This window comes from Ruegeria sp. BB9, from assembly GCF_056539345.1.
Genome location: NZ_JBQFUU010000002.1, coordinates 40,623 through 54,354, shown reverse-complemented (window position 1 = coordinate 54,354; position 13,732 = coordinate 40,623). Strand labels below are relative to the sequence as shown.

Genomic DNA, 13,732 nt, shown 5'->3' with positions numbered 1-13,732 from the left:
TCTGTTCGCAGGCTCCAAATCCCAATAGATTGAGGCCAACAGAAGATTCGCGGAGACAAGATGCTGAAAAGCAAGGCTTCTCAAAACTCGCTGGACCAACGGAATGCCACGCGCCTGCGGGTGTTGGAGCATATCCGAACCAAGGGGTCGATTTCGCGGATCGATATCGCATCGGCCCTGCAGACCAGCCCGGCCACCGTCACCGCCGCAACCGCTGACCTGATTTCCGCCGGCCTGGTGCGAGAGACCGAGGGCGAGGCGCATTCCAGATCGGCCAAACGCGGGCGGCCGCGGGTTCTTCTGCAACTGGACGGGCCCTCCTATCTTGTGGCGGGCCTCAAGGTCGCGCGTCAGGTCATCTCGGTCATTCTGGTCGATTTCGAAGGCAACGAAGTCACCTCGCACATGTACGCCCTGCAAGATGCCAGGATGTCCCCGCGCGATTTCGTCCGCACCGTGCGCCTTGCGCTTGAGGAGACCTGCGCAAAGATCGACCGTACGATCGACGGGCTTTCAGGTGTTTCCATAGGCATCGCCGGATTGGTCGATGCCGAAAGGAATTTCGTGCACTGGTCATCTTCGATCACCGAGCGCAATGTGAACTTCGCCGCGTTTCTGGACGAAGGCCTGCCCTGCCCGGCCTTCATTGAAAACGATGCAAACCTGGTGGCCAAGGCCGAACAGCTCTTCGGCTTGGGCAAGGGCCTGTCGAACTTTCTTGTCGTCACGATCGAACACGGTGTCGGACTGGGCATCGTTCTGGACGGCAAGCTGTTCCGGGGCAACCATGGCTGCGGGGCCGAATTCGGGCACGCCAAGGTCCAGTTGGACGGGGCGCTGTGCCAATGCGGGCAACGGGGATGCCTCGAGGCCTATGTCGGCGACTATGCATTGATCCGAGAAATGACGGTCGCCGGGCAAAGCAGCGCGCTGGAAACCGTTTCCGACATTCACGACCGCGCGCACGCCGGGGACCAACGGGCGATTTCCGTTCTGGCCCGCGCGGGCCAGATGTTCGGCTTGGGCCTGTCCAACCTGATCAATCTGTTTGCCCCCGATTGCATCATTCTGTCCGGAGCCCGGGTCAGCTTTGAGCACCTGTGTTCGGACGACGTGATGGCGCGCATTCGAAACGGAGTGGTGAATGTCGACACCGCCCTGCCCGAGATCAAGGTACATCATTGGGGCGACCTCATGTGGGCCAAGGGCGCGGCGGCCTACGGGATCGAACAAGTGTCGATCCTAAAGGTGCAAGAGATCGCAGCCCATGCGAGCTGAACTCGCCTTGGTGGCGGCCTTCGCCACGACCGCCAGTGCCGATCCTGCCATCCCCCGGTATCAACCGATCGACATTCCCTCTCATGTCTACGACGGCGGCTGGGAGCATTTTGTGGGTGGCGGCGTCGCGGTTTTCGACTGCAGCGGGGACGGCTTGCCGGAACTCTTCCTTGCTGGTGGGGCGAACCCATCGCAGCTGTTCCGAAACACCTCTCAGGCGCAAATCTCCTTTCAGGCAAACACGCCGGAGCCGCTGTCACTGACAGGTGTGACCGGCGCCTACCCGATGGACATCGACGGCGACGCCATCCTGGACCTTGTGGTTCTGCGCGTTGGGGCGGACCTGTTGCTCAAAGGTGGGCCCGATTGCCGGTTCAGCCCATTCGCGGGGCTTGGTTTTAACTCCGATGACCATTGGACCACGGCCTTCTCGGCAACATGGGAACCCGGGCAGACACTGCCCACTCTGGCCTTCGGAACCTATGTGGACCGCGATAATCCGAATGGCCCATTCGAGGCATGCGGCCCCACTCTGCTGTACCGCCCCCTTGGCGAAACCTATGGCCCGCCCGTTCGGCTGGAACCCGGATACTGTGCGCTGTCGGCTTTGTTCTCGGATTGGGGCCGGACCGGGCGCGCGGATCTGCGGATCAGCAACGATCGGCACTACTATGTCCGAGACGGACAGGAACAGATGTGGGCGATGGAAGATACTCCGCGCCTGTATGATCAAGCCGAAGGCTGGCTGCCCTATTCGATCTGGGGCATGGGCATCGCGTCGCGCGATCTGACGGGGGATGGCTATCCCGATGTCTACCTGACCTCGATGGGAGATCAAAAGTTCCAGATTTTCGACCCCGAAGCCGGCGGTCCCACATGGCGTGATGCGACCTATGACAAGGGCACGACCGCACACCGGCCGCACATCGGCGCGGACGGGCGACCATCGACCGGTTGGCACGCGCAATTCGCGGATGTGAACAACGATGGGCGTGACGACATTTTCGTCGCCAAGGGCAATGTCGAGCAGATGCCGGATGCGGCGCAGGACGACCCCAACAGCCTGTTGCTGCAGCTGGAATCCGGTCAGTTTTTCGAATCCGCGGCTGAGGCCGGTGTGGCATCGATGGCAAAATCTCGCGGCGCCGCACTGCATGATCTGAACAATGACGGCTGGCTGGACCTGGTTGTGGTCAATCGCGGATCACCGGCCGAAATCTATCAGAACCAGCCCGCCGCGGGGAACTGGATCATGGTGGATCTGGGCCAGCATGACGTCAATTCGCAGGCCATCGGTGCCTTTGTCGAAGTCCGGACCGCTGCCGGAATTCAGACCCGCGAGATCACGATCGGCGGCGGCCATGCCAGCGGGATGGCCGGGCCGCAGCATTTCGGTCTGGGCAATGCCAAGACCGTGGACACTCGTGTTGTCTGGCCCGGCGGAGACCCCTCGGACTGGGAGACATACGACACCAACCGGATCATCCGACTGCGGCGCTGATCACTTGTCGACTGGCAGCCCACTGGGCACCCGCTCTGGTACACCCAGCCGTTCGGCGGGATCCTCCAGCGCGGCCAGAAAACTCAGGATGTCGTTGATCTCTGCGTCTGACAGAGCAATCGGTTGCAACTCGTTGGCCGCGGCGATGGCATCGACCAAGGCCGGATCCTGTAGCGGCCGTTGATCATCGGCTCCGGGAAAGGCGGGCAGCTCTGCCATTTCGATCGAGTAGCGCCGCAACGCGCCTTCGGGGTCAAGGTGGTGCCTAACCACGTCCTCGAGCCGAGCATAGGCGCCATCGTGGCCATAGGGCGCAGTCAGCGTGACATTGCGCAGCGACGGCGTTCGGAACGCAAACGCATCTTCGGCTGCACCGGTTACGCGCAGTCGGCCATCATCTCGGAAGTGGTTTTCAAACCGAGCAGCCTTTCCCGGGCCGATCTGCGGCATCGCGATCGCATGAAACCCGTGGTCGGTCTGAAACCACCCCGAATGGCACGATCCGCAGCCGGCCTTGCCGTAAAACAGCTGCATACCGCGCGCCGCGTCGGGCGGCAGTGGTTCCTCTCCGCGCATCGCGCGATCAAAGGGGCTGTTGTCGGCACGCCATTCAAAGGCGATGAAATCGGCAATCGCGTTGGCGATGGCTGCGAACGAGACCTCCTTTTCGGGGGTCACGTCGCGGAACATCCGTTGATACTCCGTAACCGCAACCACCCGCCCGGCGATCAGGTCCCATGCACCACCCTGTTGCGTCAGAAGGCCCAGGCGCACCGCCTTGCTGATCGGGTTTTCCGAGTAATGTCCGGCCATCTCATCCGGCGACAGAACCGGGAACATGGCCTGAGCCGCCAATGCCGAGCGGAACCCCGGCCGCATATGCTGCCCCAACGGTGTTCTGATGCCGAAAGGTTGCTCTGGATCATCCTCGAGCCTGCCATCGTGGAAGAACGTCGTGAACTCGGTCGCGCCAAGGTTCCAGAGGGCCGGGGAGTTGCGCGGGATGCGCTGTTCGGGCAGGTTGTCGGACCCAAGCCCGCGGGCGCTGCCCAGCCCCACCCCGCCTTCTCCGACGCCCAGCGACATCCCGTCCGAGGTCCCAAACCTTGGGTGGTGGCAGGTGGCGCAACTGATGTTTTCGTTTCCCGACAGGATCGGGTCGTAGAACAGCATTTGACCCAGTTCCACGATGGCAAGGTCGGGCTCGATGAACTCGGGAGGCGGGCCCAGGTTCTGGGCCGCTGTCCCGGTGGCAAAGCTGGCGAGAACAGCCAAGGCCGATAAGGAACGGATCACGCTCATGCCCCTGCCTCGGAGATCTCAAGTATCAGCGTCTGGTGATACGGCTTGTCGGGCGTGCATATGATCGAAGGGAACGCGGCGACGTTCGGCGCATTCGGATAGCCTGATGGTTCGATACAGACCCCGGCATGCGGCGCAAATGGCGCGGACAGATGGGCGGCAGAGTAGACCTGCGCCCCGGGCTGATCGGAATGGACCGTCATCGTCAGACCCGACGACGCCGCAAGGGTGGCCACCGGTTGGGCCACCATACCGCGGGTGCGGGACAGAAAGAAATGATCGAGGTCCATGGCGGCCTGCCCGATCGGTTGGGGGGCGGCGAAATCCAGCCCGACCGATGCAGAGTCGACGATCCCGCCATGCGGTATCCCCTGATCGTCCAGCTCCAAGTGACGATCCGACGCCAACTGCAATCGGTGCTCGGAGATGCCTTGAGCAGACCCCAACGTATAGTAGTTGTGTTGCGCGATGCTGATCGGGGTCGGCCTGTCCGGCCAGGCGGAGATCGAATATGTCAGGCGAGGGAATTCCAACCGGACCCCGACCTCGAACCGAACAGCCCCCGGAAATCCGCCCACGCCGTGAGGTGAGACATGGACCAGCACCGCCTCGCGCGGCGAGAGCTGCTCGACCTGCCAAAACTGGCGCGAGAGCCCTTCATGCCCCCCATGCAGCGTATTCGACCCTTCGTTCGCAATCAGCGCATGATGGGTGCCGTCCAAATCGAACCCTGCGCCGCCGATCCGGTTGGCGACCCGCCCGACGAGCGCGCCCAGATAGAACGGGTCGTTCAGGTATTCGGTCGGGTCGTCATAGCCAAGGATCAGCGGTTGGTCCTTGTACCACCACCCTTGCGTGATCGCCCCATAGCCCAGCAATGACACCCGCATGTCCCCATCTCGCAGGTCGGCAACCGGGATATCAGTGCAATCATTGCGACTTTTGTTCATCATCCAGCCAATGGCGCCAGGGCCTTGTAATACGCTCTGTATCGTCTGTAGGCGCTGTCATAGGCTTCGGTCAAATCACTCTGCGGCTCGATGACGGCGTCGATCTCTGGTGGGGTCATGACCTGTTCGGGTGTTGCGTCCCCGGCAGCGCACATGGCCAGCCGCGCGGCACCAGTCGCAGCCCCGAACGCGCTCCCCTTGGGCAGGGCCAGCGGCACATTCAGCGTGGTGGCGATGGTCTCAAGCCAATACCGGGACCGCGCACCGCCGCCTACGGCAATCAACTGCGACGGTTCGGTGCCTGTGCTCCTCAGGGCCTCAAGGCAATCCCGCATTGCGAAACCGACGCCCTCCATCACCGCCTGCACCAGATCCGCCGACCCCGAGGCGATGTCGAGGCCCAGAAAAGCCCCTCGGATGGCGCTGTCATTGTGCGGCGTCCGCTCGCCGGACAGGTAGGGCAGAAAGGTCAACGACGACGGCCCGTTTGGCTGGGCGGGCAGCGCCCCTGCCAGCGCCTCGACCGACTGGCCGAGGTTGCGTGACAGCCAGTTCAGGCTGTTGGTCGCCGACAGGATGACGCCCATCTGTATCCAACGCCGGGGGACCGCATGGCAAAAGCAATGAACCGCCGTCTCGGGGGCAGGTGCATAGCTATTCCGGGCCATCAGCAGCACACCCGAGGTGCCAAGGGACAAAAACCCGGACCCTTCGTCGATGCTGCCGATACCGCAAGCGGCCGCGGCGTTGTCGCCAGCGCTGCCAGCGACCACAACCGGGCCGGACAGCCCCCACTCCCGGAGCAGTTCCTCCCGCAGCTCGCCACCGGGGTCGGCGCCCTCGACCAGCCGCGGCATCTGATCGGGCCTCATGTGACCCAACTCCAGCGCCCTGTCCGACCAGTCTCGCGCGCCGACATCCAGCCACGACGTTCCCGCGCTGTCGGACATGTCACTGACATACTCCCCGGTCAGCCAGAACCGCAGATAATCCTTCGGCAACAACACCATGGCCGTACGGGCGAACAGGTCGGGCTCATGGGCACGGACCCATTCCAGCTTGGGCGCGGTGAACCCGGGAAACACGATATTGCCCGTGATCTCGCGCATCCCTGGGGTCTGGTCCAATTCTTTGGCCTCTTGCGCGGATCTGGTGTCATTCCACAGAACGCACGGCCGCAGGACGGCGCCGTCCCGATCCAACAGCGTTGCGCCGTGCATATGGCCGCTCAGTCCGATCGCCCGCAGTTGCGCCAGCGCATCGCCGTTCGTCTCATGCAGTCGGCCCATTACGGTTACACAGGCGTCGATCCAGTCCTGCGGGGCTTGTTCGGACCAGCCCGGTTGCGGGTTCGACGTGGCGATCTCAGCCTCGGCCTCGGCCAGAACCTGCCCGGCCTCGTCCACAAGAATTCCCCTGAGACCCGAGGTCCCCAGATCCAAACCCAGATACACGAGACGCGCCCTCACCCACATTATTTTAGTTGGTAAAATTATTAACCGAGATCAGAAAATGTCAACACCGGAATCCGGCGCGCATATTCATATGACGCAAATAGGGCGGAATGCCAGGTCCTCACCCGGTTTCCTTGATCGGCAGCAGATCAAAAGGTTCTCCGCCAAAACGCTGTTTGGGCGCTCAAGACTTAGTTCGCTGTTGGTTGTCTACTCTTGCGCATGCTGCCCTATATCTCGGAGATCGAGGCGGGTGTCTCGTTGCATGACGACCGCAGCATGGGGCATGGCTGCAATTCAACCTGCAGGGAAAACGCGCGCGTTCTTTGGGTTACGTCCATCAGGTTTGACGGATGGTGACATCCCCTTTCCCGGCAAACGGGCCTCAAGGATCCGGGCGCAGGCACAGCCAGATCAGAAAGCCCAAGTAAAGAAAGACGGTGACGTTCAGAACGGTATCCAGAAACTCGCCTGTCATGGCCCTTCCTCCAGCGCCAGCACCCGGAACAGACAGACCACCAGAACCGGAACGATGAAAACAAAGGCGATCGCCGAAATTGCGATGACAGATCGCACCAGCCCGATATCTCCGACAAAGACCATGGCAAGCCCCAACGCACCCAGAATTGCCCCCCACACCGTGCGGATCCGGGGAGACGGGTTTTCATCACCACCGGTTCCGATCATCGCAAGGGTAAATCCGGCGCTGACAACGCTGGTGACCACAAACAGAAACGCCGCGACGATGGTCGCTGTCTGCGTTAGCCCCGACAGTGGAAACCGCTGAAGCAACGCGAATGTGGTCGCATCCAGGTTCTGCTGATTGACCACGGACAGGGAGCCTTGCTGCCGCAGCGCATCAAAAAACCCAAGCCCGCCAAACACGCCAAACCAAAGGATCGAGAACAAGGTTGGTGCGACGATCACACCCAGAAGAAACGCCCGGATCGTTCTGCCCCGGGAAATCCGGGCGATGAAGATACCGACGAACGGCGACCAGGCCAGCCACCAGATCATATAGTTCAGAGTCCAATCCTGGAACCAGTTGACGAGATCGTCACCAAAGAACTCGGCTGTGGCAAACCCGGCGGGCAGAACGTGGAACACGTATCTCCCGAAGCCGCTCACGATACCGTTCATCAGGTATGAGGTGGGGCCAAGGATCAACAGATAGATCATCATTGCCACGGCAATCAGCATCGCAGCATTGGACAGTTTGGCCATGCCGTCCCCCAAATCCCGGCGCAGAGGGATGACAAAGGCCACACACATGGCGAAAAAGACCGGAAGCGTCAGAGCCCCCGAATCCGCCACGCCGAGCAATCCGGCCAGCCCGGTTTGAACCTGAAACACTCCCATTGCCAGCGAGCCAGCCAACCCCACGGCAATGGCAACGATTGACAGAAGATCAAAGCCCCAGCCCATCGCCCGAACCCACGGGGCCGACCCAAGAGCGTCGTTCAACGGCGCGCTCAGCAGCAGAGTGCCCCCACGGCGGAAGGCGAAATAGGCAATGATCAGACCGACCACCCCGTAGATTGCCCAGGCATGAAAGCCCCAGTTCAGGTAGGTTACGAACAGCGCGTATCCGGCGGCCCTCGGATCTGGCTCGTATTTTCTGAGCTCTTCGAAATGGGTCAGCGGCTCGGCCGCACCATAAAACAGCAGCCCAACCCCCATCCCGGCCGCGAACAGCATGGCGATCCATGCGGGAGTCGAAAACTCGGGCTCGGCACCATCCGGCCCCAACCGGATGCACCCAAAGCGCGAAAAGGCCAGAAACAGCGCAACGAACAACAGGCCGCTGGCCTCGAGCATGATGAACCAACCCCGGCTTACGAACTGCGTCGCAACCGCGGCAGACGCCAACCGGCCCAGCCCCGCCGGGTCGACAAGACCCCAAATCGCAATGCCTGCGCTGATCGCAAGCGCGATGACAAGCAGCGAGTTGGTAGATGTGCGGCGCATGGGCTTTGGTCCTTGGATTTGATCCAAGGCCGAGCGTAGAGACCCGCTTGCAACCTGTCCAGAAATCAACTCTTTCGAGAATTTTGTTTGAGAACAGCCGAATATCTGTGCCTAATGGCGGAACCGATCAACGGTGGCGGGCCGCAATGGTGCTGAGCCCGCAGGAGACGTGCATGGCAACTCAACCCAAGGCCGACAACCAGCGCGTGGGCAAGCCTGGGCTGACCTTCTGGTATCAGCTGGTTGTTCTGCTGTTTCTGACCATCGCGTCATTGGTGCTGGCGTCCTCGGTTCTGATACCGCTTTCTTTCGCCATACTGTTGTTTGTGTTGCTCACTGCAACATCTGACCGTATCCACCGGATCGTCATTCTGGGCCATTCCGTACCGAAATGGATGGCGCATCTTGGGGCCTTGTGCCTGATCCTTTTTGGATTGCTGATCATCCTGTCGATCCTGTCCAGCCAGGCCGGTCTGGTGTCCGAGGCTTTCCCGAAATACGAAGAGCGCCTGTCCGGTATCCTGGCAAAACTTGTCGCCCTCGTCGGCAACGAGAACTATGCCGCGGCCCAGAAGGCGCTGAGCCAGATCAACCTGTCGGGTTTTGCCGGCAGCATCATCGGGTCCGCTGGCGCCTTTCTCAGCGCCTTTTTCCTTGTGCTGCTCTATGTGCCGTTCATGCTGGTCGAACGCCTGCCGATGCAAACCAAGATTGACCTCGCGATCTCGGATCCAATGCTTGCCAACAAAGTTCGCAACGTGCTGCACAGCACGTCCGCCAGCATCCAGCGCTATGTCGGGATCAAGACTTTCGTCAGCGCGCTAACCGGGTTCGGCAGCTTTTTTGTCATGTGGGCGGTTGGGTTGGATTTCGCCGAGACCTGGGCGGTTCTGGCCTTTCTGTTGAATTTCATCCCCACGGTCGGCTCGATCATCGGTGTCGCCCTGCCCTCTCTGGTCGCTCTTGTCCAGTTCGAGGAACTGAGCCCCTTCCTGATGGTGCTGTTGGGGTGCGGGGCCGTGCAATTCTCGGTCGGAAACATTCTTGAGCCGACCTTGCTGGGCAAAAGCCTGAACTTGTCCCCTCTCATGGTCATACTGGCCCTGACATTCTGGACCGCGATCTGGGGCATTCCCGGTGCGCTGATGAGCGTGCCGATCACTGTCTGCATCATGATCATTCTGACCCACATTCCGGCCACGCGCCCCATCGCCATACTGATGTCGGGCGATGGCCGTGTGGGTCCCAAAGACTGATCTCGGTGCCGACAAACCGGATTATCGGCCCATCGCCCGCGCGACTGGCCGCTTCACGAAAGGACAAAGCCGATGGTTACCAAAGCGGAACTTGAACAGCAGGTTGCTGAGTTGAAGCGACAGCTTGAAGAGCAGGCCGAGGACAAAAAGTCGGGCGCGCGCAAGGCGGGCGAAAAGGTGAAAGAGGCCGTCCAGGACATTCCCGATAAGTTGTCGGCCGAGTTCGAAGACTGGTCCGGTGAGATCGAGACCGCGCTGGCCGAGCTGGATGCCATGCCACACAAGAAAGCCATCCTGTTCGCCCTGGGCGTTTTCGCTCTGGGCTACGTGATCGGTCGGTCCAGGTAGGAGACAGTCAGATGAGCCGCATTTCCCGAAACATTTCCATCATCCTGCGTACCGAACGGCTGATCGCTCAGCGGAACATGACCGTCTTGGCCAAACGCGCGGGCTTTTTCGCCGCAGCCGGATTGGCGGGCGGGTTGGCCATCATCATGCTGAATGTCGCGGGCTATCTTGCTCTGGCGTCAGTGATGTCCAAGCCGTTGGCTGCACTGGTCATCGCCCTGATCAACCTGATCGTGGCGCTGATACTCGCGGCTATCGCCAACTCGGTCAGCGCCGAGGCCGACACTGCGCCAGTAGCAGAACTGCGCGACATGGCGATCGGCGATATCGAGGCCGAGGTTCAGGACATGATGTCAGAGGCTCGCGAGACGGTCCGCGACCTTAGAACCGTCTCACGCGACCCTCTGGGAACGCTTGCCCCCGGGTTGGTGACCATGATCGCAAGCGCCGTTCTGAAACACCTGAAGAACCGCAAAGAGTAAGCGGCGACTGTCGCCTAGACGGTCGCCCCTTTCTGGCGGATCAGACAACCAATGCTGCTGGCGCAAACACCGACCAGAACGCCGATGATCAGCTCCATGGGCTCGACCTTGGCAAAGGTCCAATGCGCGAAAGCCAGGGTTTCCAGTATGCCGATCACCGCGCCCATCGTCGCGGCCAACCACAGTTGGCGGGTCATCATGCCCACCGCAAGGCCCAGAATGCCGGGCAGGCTCAGGATGTTGCCGCCGATTGTTCCAAGAATCTCAAGCATGTCGTGCCACTCCTAGTCGGATGCGCTGTTCAGGAATGATCGGATCTCGGCCGCGCCGGTACTCTGCGCAATTTCAGTGCCGGTCACCGGATCCAGCGAGGCGACCACTTTCCGATACTCCTCCAGATAGCCCGGCGGCAGGCTGTGCGCGATGCCCTGGTGGCAGTCGATGCAGGTCATGTTCTCGTCGATCGCACGCTGATGTTCGTTGGCGGCGCGCGTTTCCTGAATGGTGAAGTCCATGTATTCGAAATTGTGACAGTTGCGGCATTCGCGGCTGTCCGAGGCCTTCATCTTTTTCCACACGGCCGAGGCCATCTGCAGGCGGTGATCCTCGTATTTCTCGGGCGTGCTGATGGTGCCGACCAGCTCGTGATAGACGTCTTTCACCGCCATGATCTTGGCTTCGATCTTGAAGCTCCATTCCTTGGGCACGTGGCAATCGGAACAGATGGCCCGTACGCCGGAATGGTTGTTGTAGTGGATCGTTTCCCGGTATTCGCCAAGGTTGGTTTCCATCGTGTGGCACGAGACGCAGAATTCTTCGGTATTCGTCATCTCGAGCGTCCAGTGGAACCCACCCCAGAACAGGATGCCGGCCAGAAAGCCCGCCAGAACCAGAAAGCCTGCGCTGAACGCGGCGGCCGGAGTCCAGATCCACGCCCAGATGCGGCCGATCAAGCCGCGCTTTTCAGGAGAGTCTGCCATATTCGGTGCTCCTTTCAGTCCAAAGCTGGATCAGTTTCCGGCCGAGGGCTGGAACAGGTTGTCGACCAGGGCCGGCGCATCCGCCTGCGGCACATGGCACTGGTTGCAGAAATAACGGGTGCCCGCGATCTGATCGAGCTCGTTGCCTTCGCGGTCCAGGTAGTGGGTCATCGACAGGGTCGGCGCGTTGCGCTCGCCGGCCTTGGTCCAGTCGTGGCAGGACAGGCACTGATTGGTGCGGATGTCGATTTGGTACTGGTCGATCTTGTGCGGAATCAGCGGCGGCTGCTGGCGATAGTTGCGCTGCATGCGCCCTTCGATGTTGCGGTGCACATCATCTAGGATGGCCGGATCATCGATGTCCACGCCTCGCAACGTGGTCACGGACGCGGATTGCGCAAAGGCAAGCCCGGTCACAAGAAGAACAGGGATCAGGGCTATTGCGCCTGTCGCTATTGATTTTTTCATCTTGGCACTCCCTTAGGCAGGTCTGGCGGCGCGCAGTTCTGGCGCGGCGGCTGGATCGGGTGGCGCGACGACGGCGTCATCGAACCGGTGGGTAAGTTTGAAGACATCGACCGAGCACACATCGATGCAGCGGCCGCACGTGGTGCAATCGGGCGATAGGATCAGCGGGCTGGATCCCGGCTTGCCCTTCAGTGCGGGCGAAATAACCTGGCTCTCCGGACAGACCGAATAGCAATCCATGCAGTCGTCACAGGCGGCACGGTTGCTGGCGCTGACCCGCAGCAGGCTTTTGGCGCCAATCAGGCCGTAGAAGGCCCCGACCGGGCAGATATGGCCACACCATCCATGCCGGGCCACGAAAAGGTCAAAGACAAAGATCGCCACGACCATCGCCCAGACAAAACCCATGCCAAAGACCAGCCCGCGGTGCAGCATGGTGATGGGGTTCACCAGTTCCCATGCAATCACGCCGGTAAGGGCTGACACGATCAAAACGGTCGCCAATATCCACAGCCGGGTGCTGCGTTTGGGCTGCCAGCCCTTGGGCAGGTCCAGCCGACGGTGCAGCCAATGCGCGGCATCCGTAACCGGGTTGATCGGGCACACCCACGAGCAATAGACCCGCCCGCCGATCAGCGCATAGGCCACCAGAACGATCAGCCCGCCGACCAGCGCGGTCATTTCCGGCCAATGGCCGGCCACCAGCCCCTGCAGCAGGATGAACGGATCGGTCAGCGGCAGCACGTCCAGCGTCAGCGATCCGGCCAGCGTGCCCTTGACGATCCAGATGCCGAACCACGGCCCCAGCAGGAACAGGACCAGAAAGAACACCTGACTGAACCGCCGCAGCAGCAGGAACCGATGGGCGCCGAACCATCCCTTGACCTCGCGGGCCTCGTGCCCGACGGGCATATGTGTCCGCGCCGTCATTGGCCTGCCCCCGGAAGGTTGTAGCCCGGTTCGTATCCGCCCGGCGCGGCAAGGTTGTCCGCGCCCGGTCCGGGCAGGCGATCGGGCAGGTCGATGATGCCTTCGACCAGCGGTCCGCCCTTTTCGGCCTTTTCTTCCCATCCCTTGCGGTAATGTTCGGCCGAACTGCCGCGCGCCAGGCGGGCGGGCAAAACCTTGATCGCGGCCTCGGGCAAAACGCAGCTTTTCTCGCAGACGCCACAGCCGGTGCAGCGGTCGGCATGAACCGTCGGCGCAAAGATCGCATGGTGGCCGGACCGGTCATTGTGCGACAGCTCCAGCGTGATCGCCTCGTCGATGACAGGGCAGACCCGATAGCACACGTCGCAGCGCAGCCCCAGGAAGTTCAGGCAGTTCTCCTGGTCCACAAGAACCGCAACACCCATCTTGGCGTCGTCAATGTCCTGCAACCCCTTGTCCAGCGCCCCGGTCGGGCAGGCCGCAACACAGGGGATGTCTTCGCACATTTCGCAGGGCACGTCGCGGGCGATGAAGTACGGCGTACCTGTCGCAACCGCATCGATGCCCAACTCGGCCAGCTTCAGCGTGTCATAGGGACAATCACGGACGCACAGCCCGCAGCGAACGCAGGCGCCCAGAAAGCCATCTTCGGGCAACGCCCCCGGTGGGCGCAAGGCCTCGGCCGGCAGGGCGCGGGCGTCGCGGGCCAGATAGGCCAGCAAAGACCCGGCGACCAAACAGCCACCCGCCGCGCGCGCCGAATCCTGCAGGAACCGGCGCCGTTGCGGCGAAAGAGGTTTGCCGACCAGAGACAT

General features: G+C 61.5%; 14 protein-coding genes. 5 read left to right on the top strand and 9 right to left on the bottom strand.

The features are described 5' to 3' along the window. The first annotated feature begins 60 nt into the window (after positions 1-60). Positions 61-1,278: an ROK family transcriptional regulator gene (locus ACR0FC_RS07680; RefSeq protein WP_170339576.1), complete on the top strand. Its 1,218-nt coding sequence runs from the start codon at positions 61-63 to the stop codon at positions 1,276-1,278. Further along, positions 1,268-2,779 carry a CRTAC1 family protein gene (locus tag ACR0FC_RS07675; RefSeq protein ID WP_170339574.1) on the top strand — a complete coding sequence of 504 codons (1,512 nt, stop codon included), beginning with the start codon at positions 1,268-1,270 and terminating at the stop codon, positions 2,777-2,779. The genes ACR0FC_RS07680 and ACR0FC_RS07675 overlap by 11 nt, the downstream gene beginning before the upstream one ends. Here the strand turns inward: ACR0FC_RS07675 and ACR0FC_RS07670 are convergent, their stop codons facing one another. The 4 genes from ACR0FC_RS07670 to ACR0FC_RS07655 form a co-directional block, all read right to left on the bottom strand. Further along, complete coding sequence (locus ACR0FC_RS07670) at positions 2,780-4,081, bottom strand: cytochrome-c peroxidase (RefSeq protein ID WP_170339572.1); 1,302 nt, start codon at positions 4,079-4,081, stop codon at positions 2,780-2,782. Beyond that, entirely contained in the window at positions 4,078-5,031 is a 954-nt protein-coding gene (locus ACR0FC_RS07665) for an aldose epimerase family protein (RefSeq protein ID WP_302476844.1), read from the bottom strand. The genes ACR0FC_RS07670 and ACR0FC_RS07665 overlap by 4 nt, the downstream gene beginning before the upstream one ends. Then, entirely contained in the window at positions 5,031-6,485 is a 1,455-nt protein-coding gene (gene xylB / locus ACR0FC_RS07660; protein WP_170339568.1) for a xylulokinase, read from the bottom strand. Before xylB ends, ACR0FC_RS07665 begins: the two co-directional genes overlap by 1 nt. A 474-nt stretch (positions 6,486-6,959) precedes the next feature. Next, a complete protein-coding gene (locus ACR0FC_RS07655; protein WP_170339566.1) occupies positions 6,960-8,453 on the bottom strand; it encodes a BCCT family transporter in 1,494 nt (497 codons plus the stop codon). 173 nt (positions 8,454-8,626) lie between these two features. Between ACR0FC_RS07655 and ACR0FC_RS07650 the strand changes: the two genes are divergently transcribed. The 3 genes from ACR0FC_RS07650 to ACR0FC_RS07640 all read left to right on the top strand — a co-directional run bounded on the left by ACR0FC_RS07650 (position 8,627) and on the right by ACR0FC_RS07640 (position 10,539). Then, a complete protein-coding gene (locus ACR0FC_RS07650; protein WP_170339564.1) occupies positions 8,627-9,709 on the top strand; it encodes an AI-2E family transporter in 1,083 nt (360 codons plus the stop codon). A gap of 72 nt (positions 9,710-9,781) precedes the next feature. After that, complete coding sequence (locus ACR0FC_RS07645; protein WP_170339561.1) at positions 9,782-10,057, top strand: hypothetical protein; 276 nt, start codon at positions 9,782-9,784, stop codon at positions 10,055-10,057. An 11-nt stretch (positions 10,058-10,068) separates the two neighbouring features. Then, positions 10,069-10,539 carry a phage holin family protein gene (locus ACR0FC_RS07640; RefSeq protein ID WP_170339560.1) on the top strand — a complete coding sequence of 157 codons (471 nt, stop codon included), beginning with the start codon at positions 10,069-10,071 and terminating at the stop codon, positions 10,537-10,539. A gap of 14 nt (positions 10,540-10,553) precedes the next feature. Here ACR0FC_RS07640 and ACR0FC_RS07635 read toward each other — a convergent pair whose 3' ends face one another. The 5 genes from ACR0FC_RS07635 to napG are packed head-to-tail and all read right to left on the bottom strand — an operon-like array spanning position 10,554 to position 13,732. Further along, complete coding sequence (locus tag ACR0FC_RS07635; RefSeq protein WP_093964456.1) at positions 10,554-10,811, bottom strand: hypothetical protein; 258 nt, start codon at positions 10,809-10,811, stop codon at positions 10,554-10,556. 12 nt (positions 10,812-10,823) lie between these two features. Then, on the bottom strand, positions 10,824-11,519 hold the full coding sequence (locus ACR0FC_RS07630) for a NapC/NirT family cytochrome c (RefSeq protein ID WP_170339558.1): 696 nt from the start codon (positions 11,517-11,519) through the stop codon (positions 10,824-10,826). 30 nt (positions 11,520-11,549) lie between these two features. After that, positions 11,550-11,987 carry a nitrate reductase cytochrome c-type subunit gene (locus tag ACR0FC_RS07625; RefSeq protein WP_170339556.1) on the bottom strand — a complete coding sequence of 146 codons (438 nt, stop codon included), beginning with the start codon at positions 11,985-11,987 and terminating at the stop codon, positions 11,550-11,552. A 12-nt stretch (positions 11,988-11,999) separates the two neighbouring features. Next, a complete protein-coding gene (napH, locus tag ACR0FC_RS07620) occupies positions 12,000-12,917 on the bottom strand; it encodes a quinol dehydrogenase ferredoxin subunit NapH (protein ID WP_170339554.1) in 918 nt (305 codons plus the stop codon). Then, the gene (napG, locus tag ACR0FC_RS07615) at positions 12,914-13,732 is read right to left on the bottom strand and encodes a ferredoxin-type protein NapG (RefSeq protein WP_170339552.1); all 819 of its coding nucleotides are present in this window, start codon (positions 13,730-13,732) and stop codon (positions 12,914-12,916) included. Before napG ends, napH begins: the two co-directional genes overlap by 4 nt.

Coding starts and splice junctions, on each gene's coding strand:
- ACR0FC_RS07680 (WP_170339576.1), top strand. CDS start 61: ATGCTGAAAAGCAAGGCTTCTCAAAACTCGCTGGACCAACGGAATGCC.
- ACR0FC_RS07675 (WP_170339574.1), top strand. CDS start 1,268: ATGCGAGCTGAACTCGCCTTGGTGGCGGCCTTCGCCACGACCGCCAGT.
- ACR0FC_RS07670 (WP_170339572.1), bottom strand. CDS start 4,081: ATGAGCGTGATCCGTTCCTTATCGGCCTTGGCTGTTCTCGCCAGCTTT.
- ACR0FC_RS07665 (WP_302476844.1), bottom strand. CDS start 5,031: ATGAACAAAAGTCGCAATGATTGCACTGATATCCCGGTTGCCGACCTG.
- ACR0FC_RS07655 (WP_170339566.1), bottom strand. CDS start 8,453: ATGCGCCGCACATCTACCAACTCGCTGCTTGTCATCGCGCTTGCGATC.
- ACR0FC_RS07650 (WP_170339564.1), top strand. CDS start 8,627: ATGGCAACTCAACCCAAGGCCGACAACCAGCGCGTGGGCAAGCCTGGG.
- ACR0FC_RS07645 (WP_170339561.1), top strand. CDS start 9,782: ATGGTTACCAAAGCGGAACTTGAACAGCAGGTTGCTGAGTTGAAGCGA.
- ACR0FC_RS07640 (WP_170339560.1), top strand. CDS start 10,069: ATGAGCCGCATTTCCCGAAACATTTCCATCATCCTGCGTACCGAACGG.
- ACR0FC_RS07635 (WP_093964456.1), bottom strand. CDS start 10,811: ATGCTTGAGATTCTTGGAACAATCGGCGGCAACATCCTGAGCCTGCCC.
- ACR0FC_RS07630 (WP_170339558.1), bottom strand. CDS start 11,519: ATGGCAGACTCTCCTGAAAAGCGCGGCTTGATCGGCCGCATCTGGGCG.
- ACR0FC_RS07625 (WP_170339556.1), bottom strand. CDS start 11,987: ATGAAAAAATCAATAGCGACAGGCGCAATAGCCCTGATCCCTGTTCTT.
- napH (WP_170339554.1), bottom strand. CDS start 12,917: ATGACGGCGCGGACACATATGCCCGTCGGGCACGAGGCCCGCGAGGTC.
- napG (WP_170339552.1), bottom strand. CDS start 13,732: ATGTCTCTGGTCGGCAAACCTCTTTCGCCGCAACGGCGCCGGTTCCTG.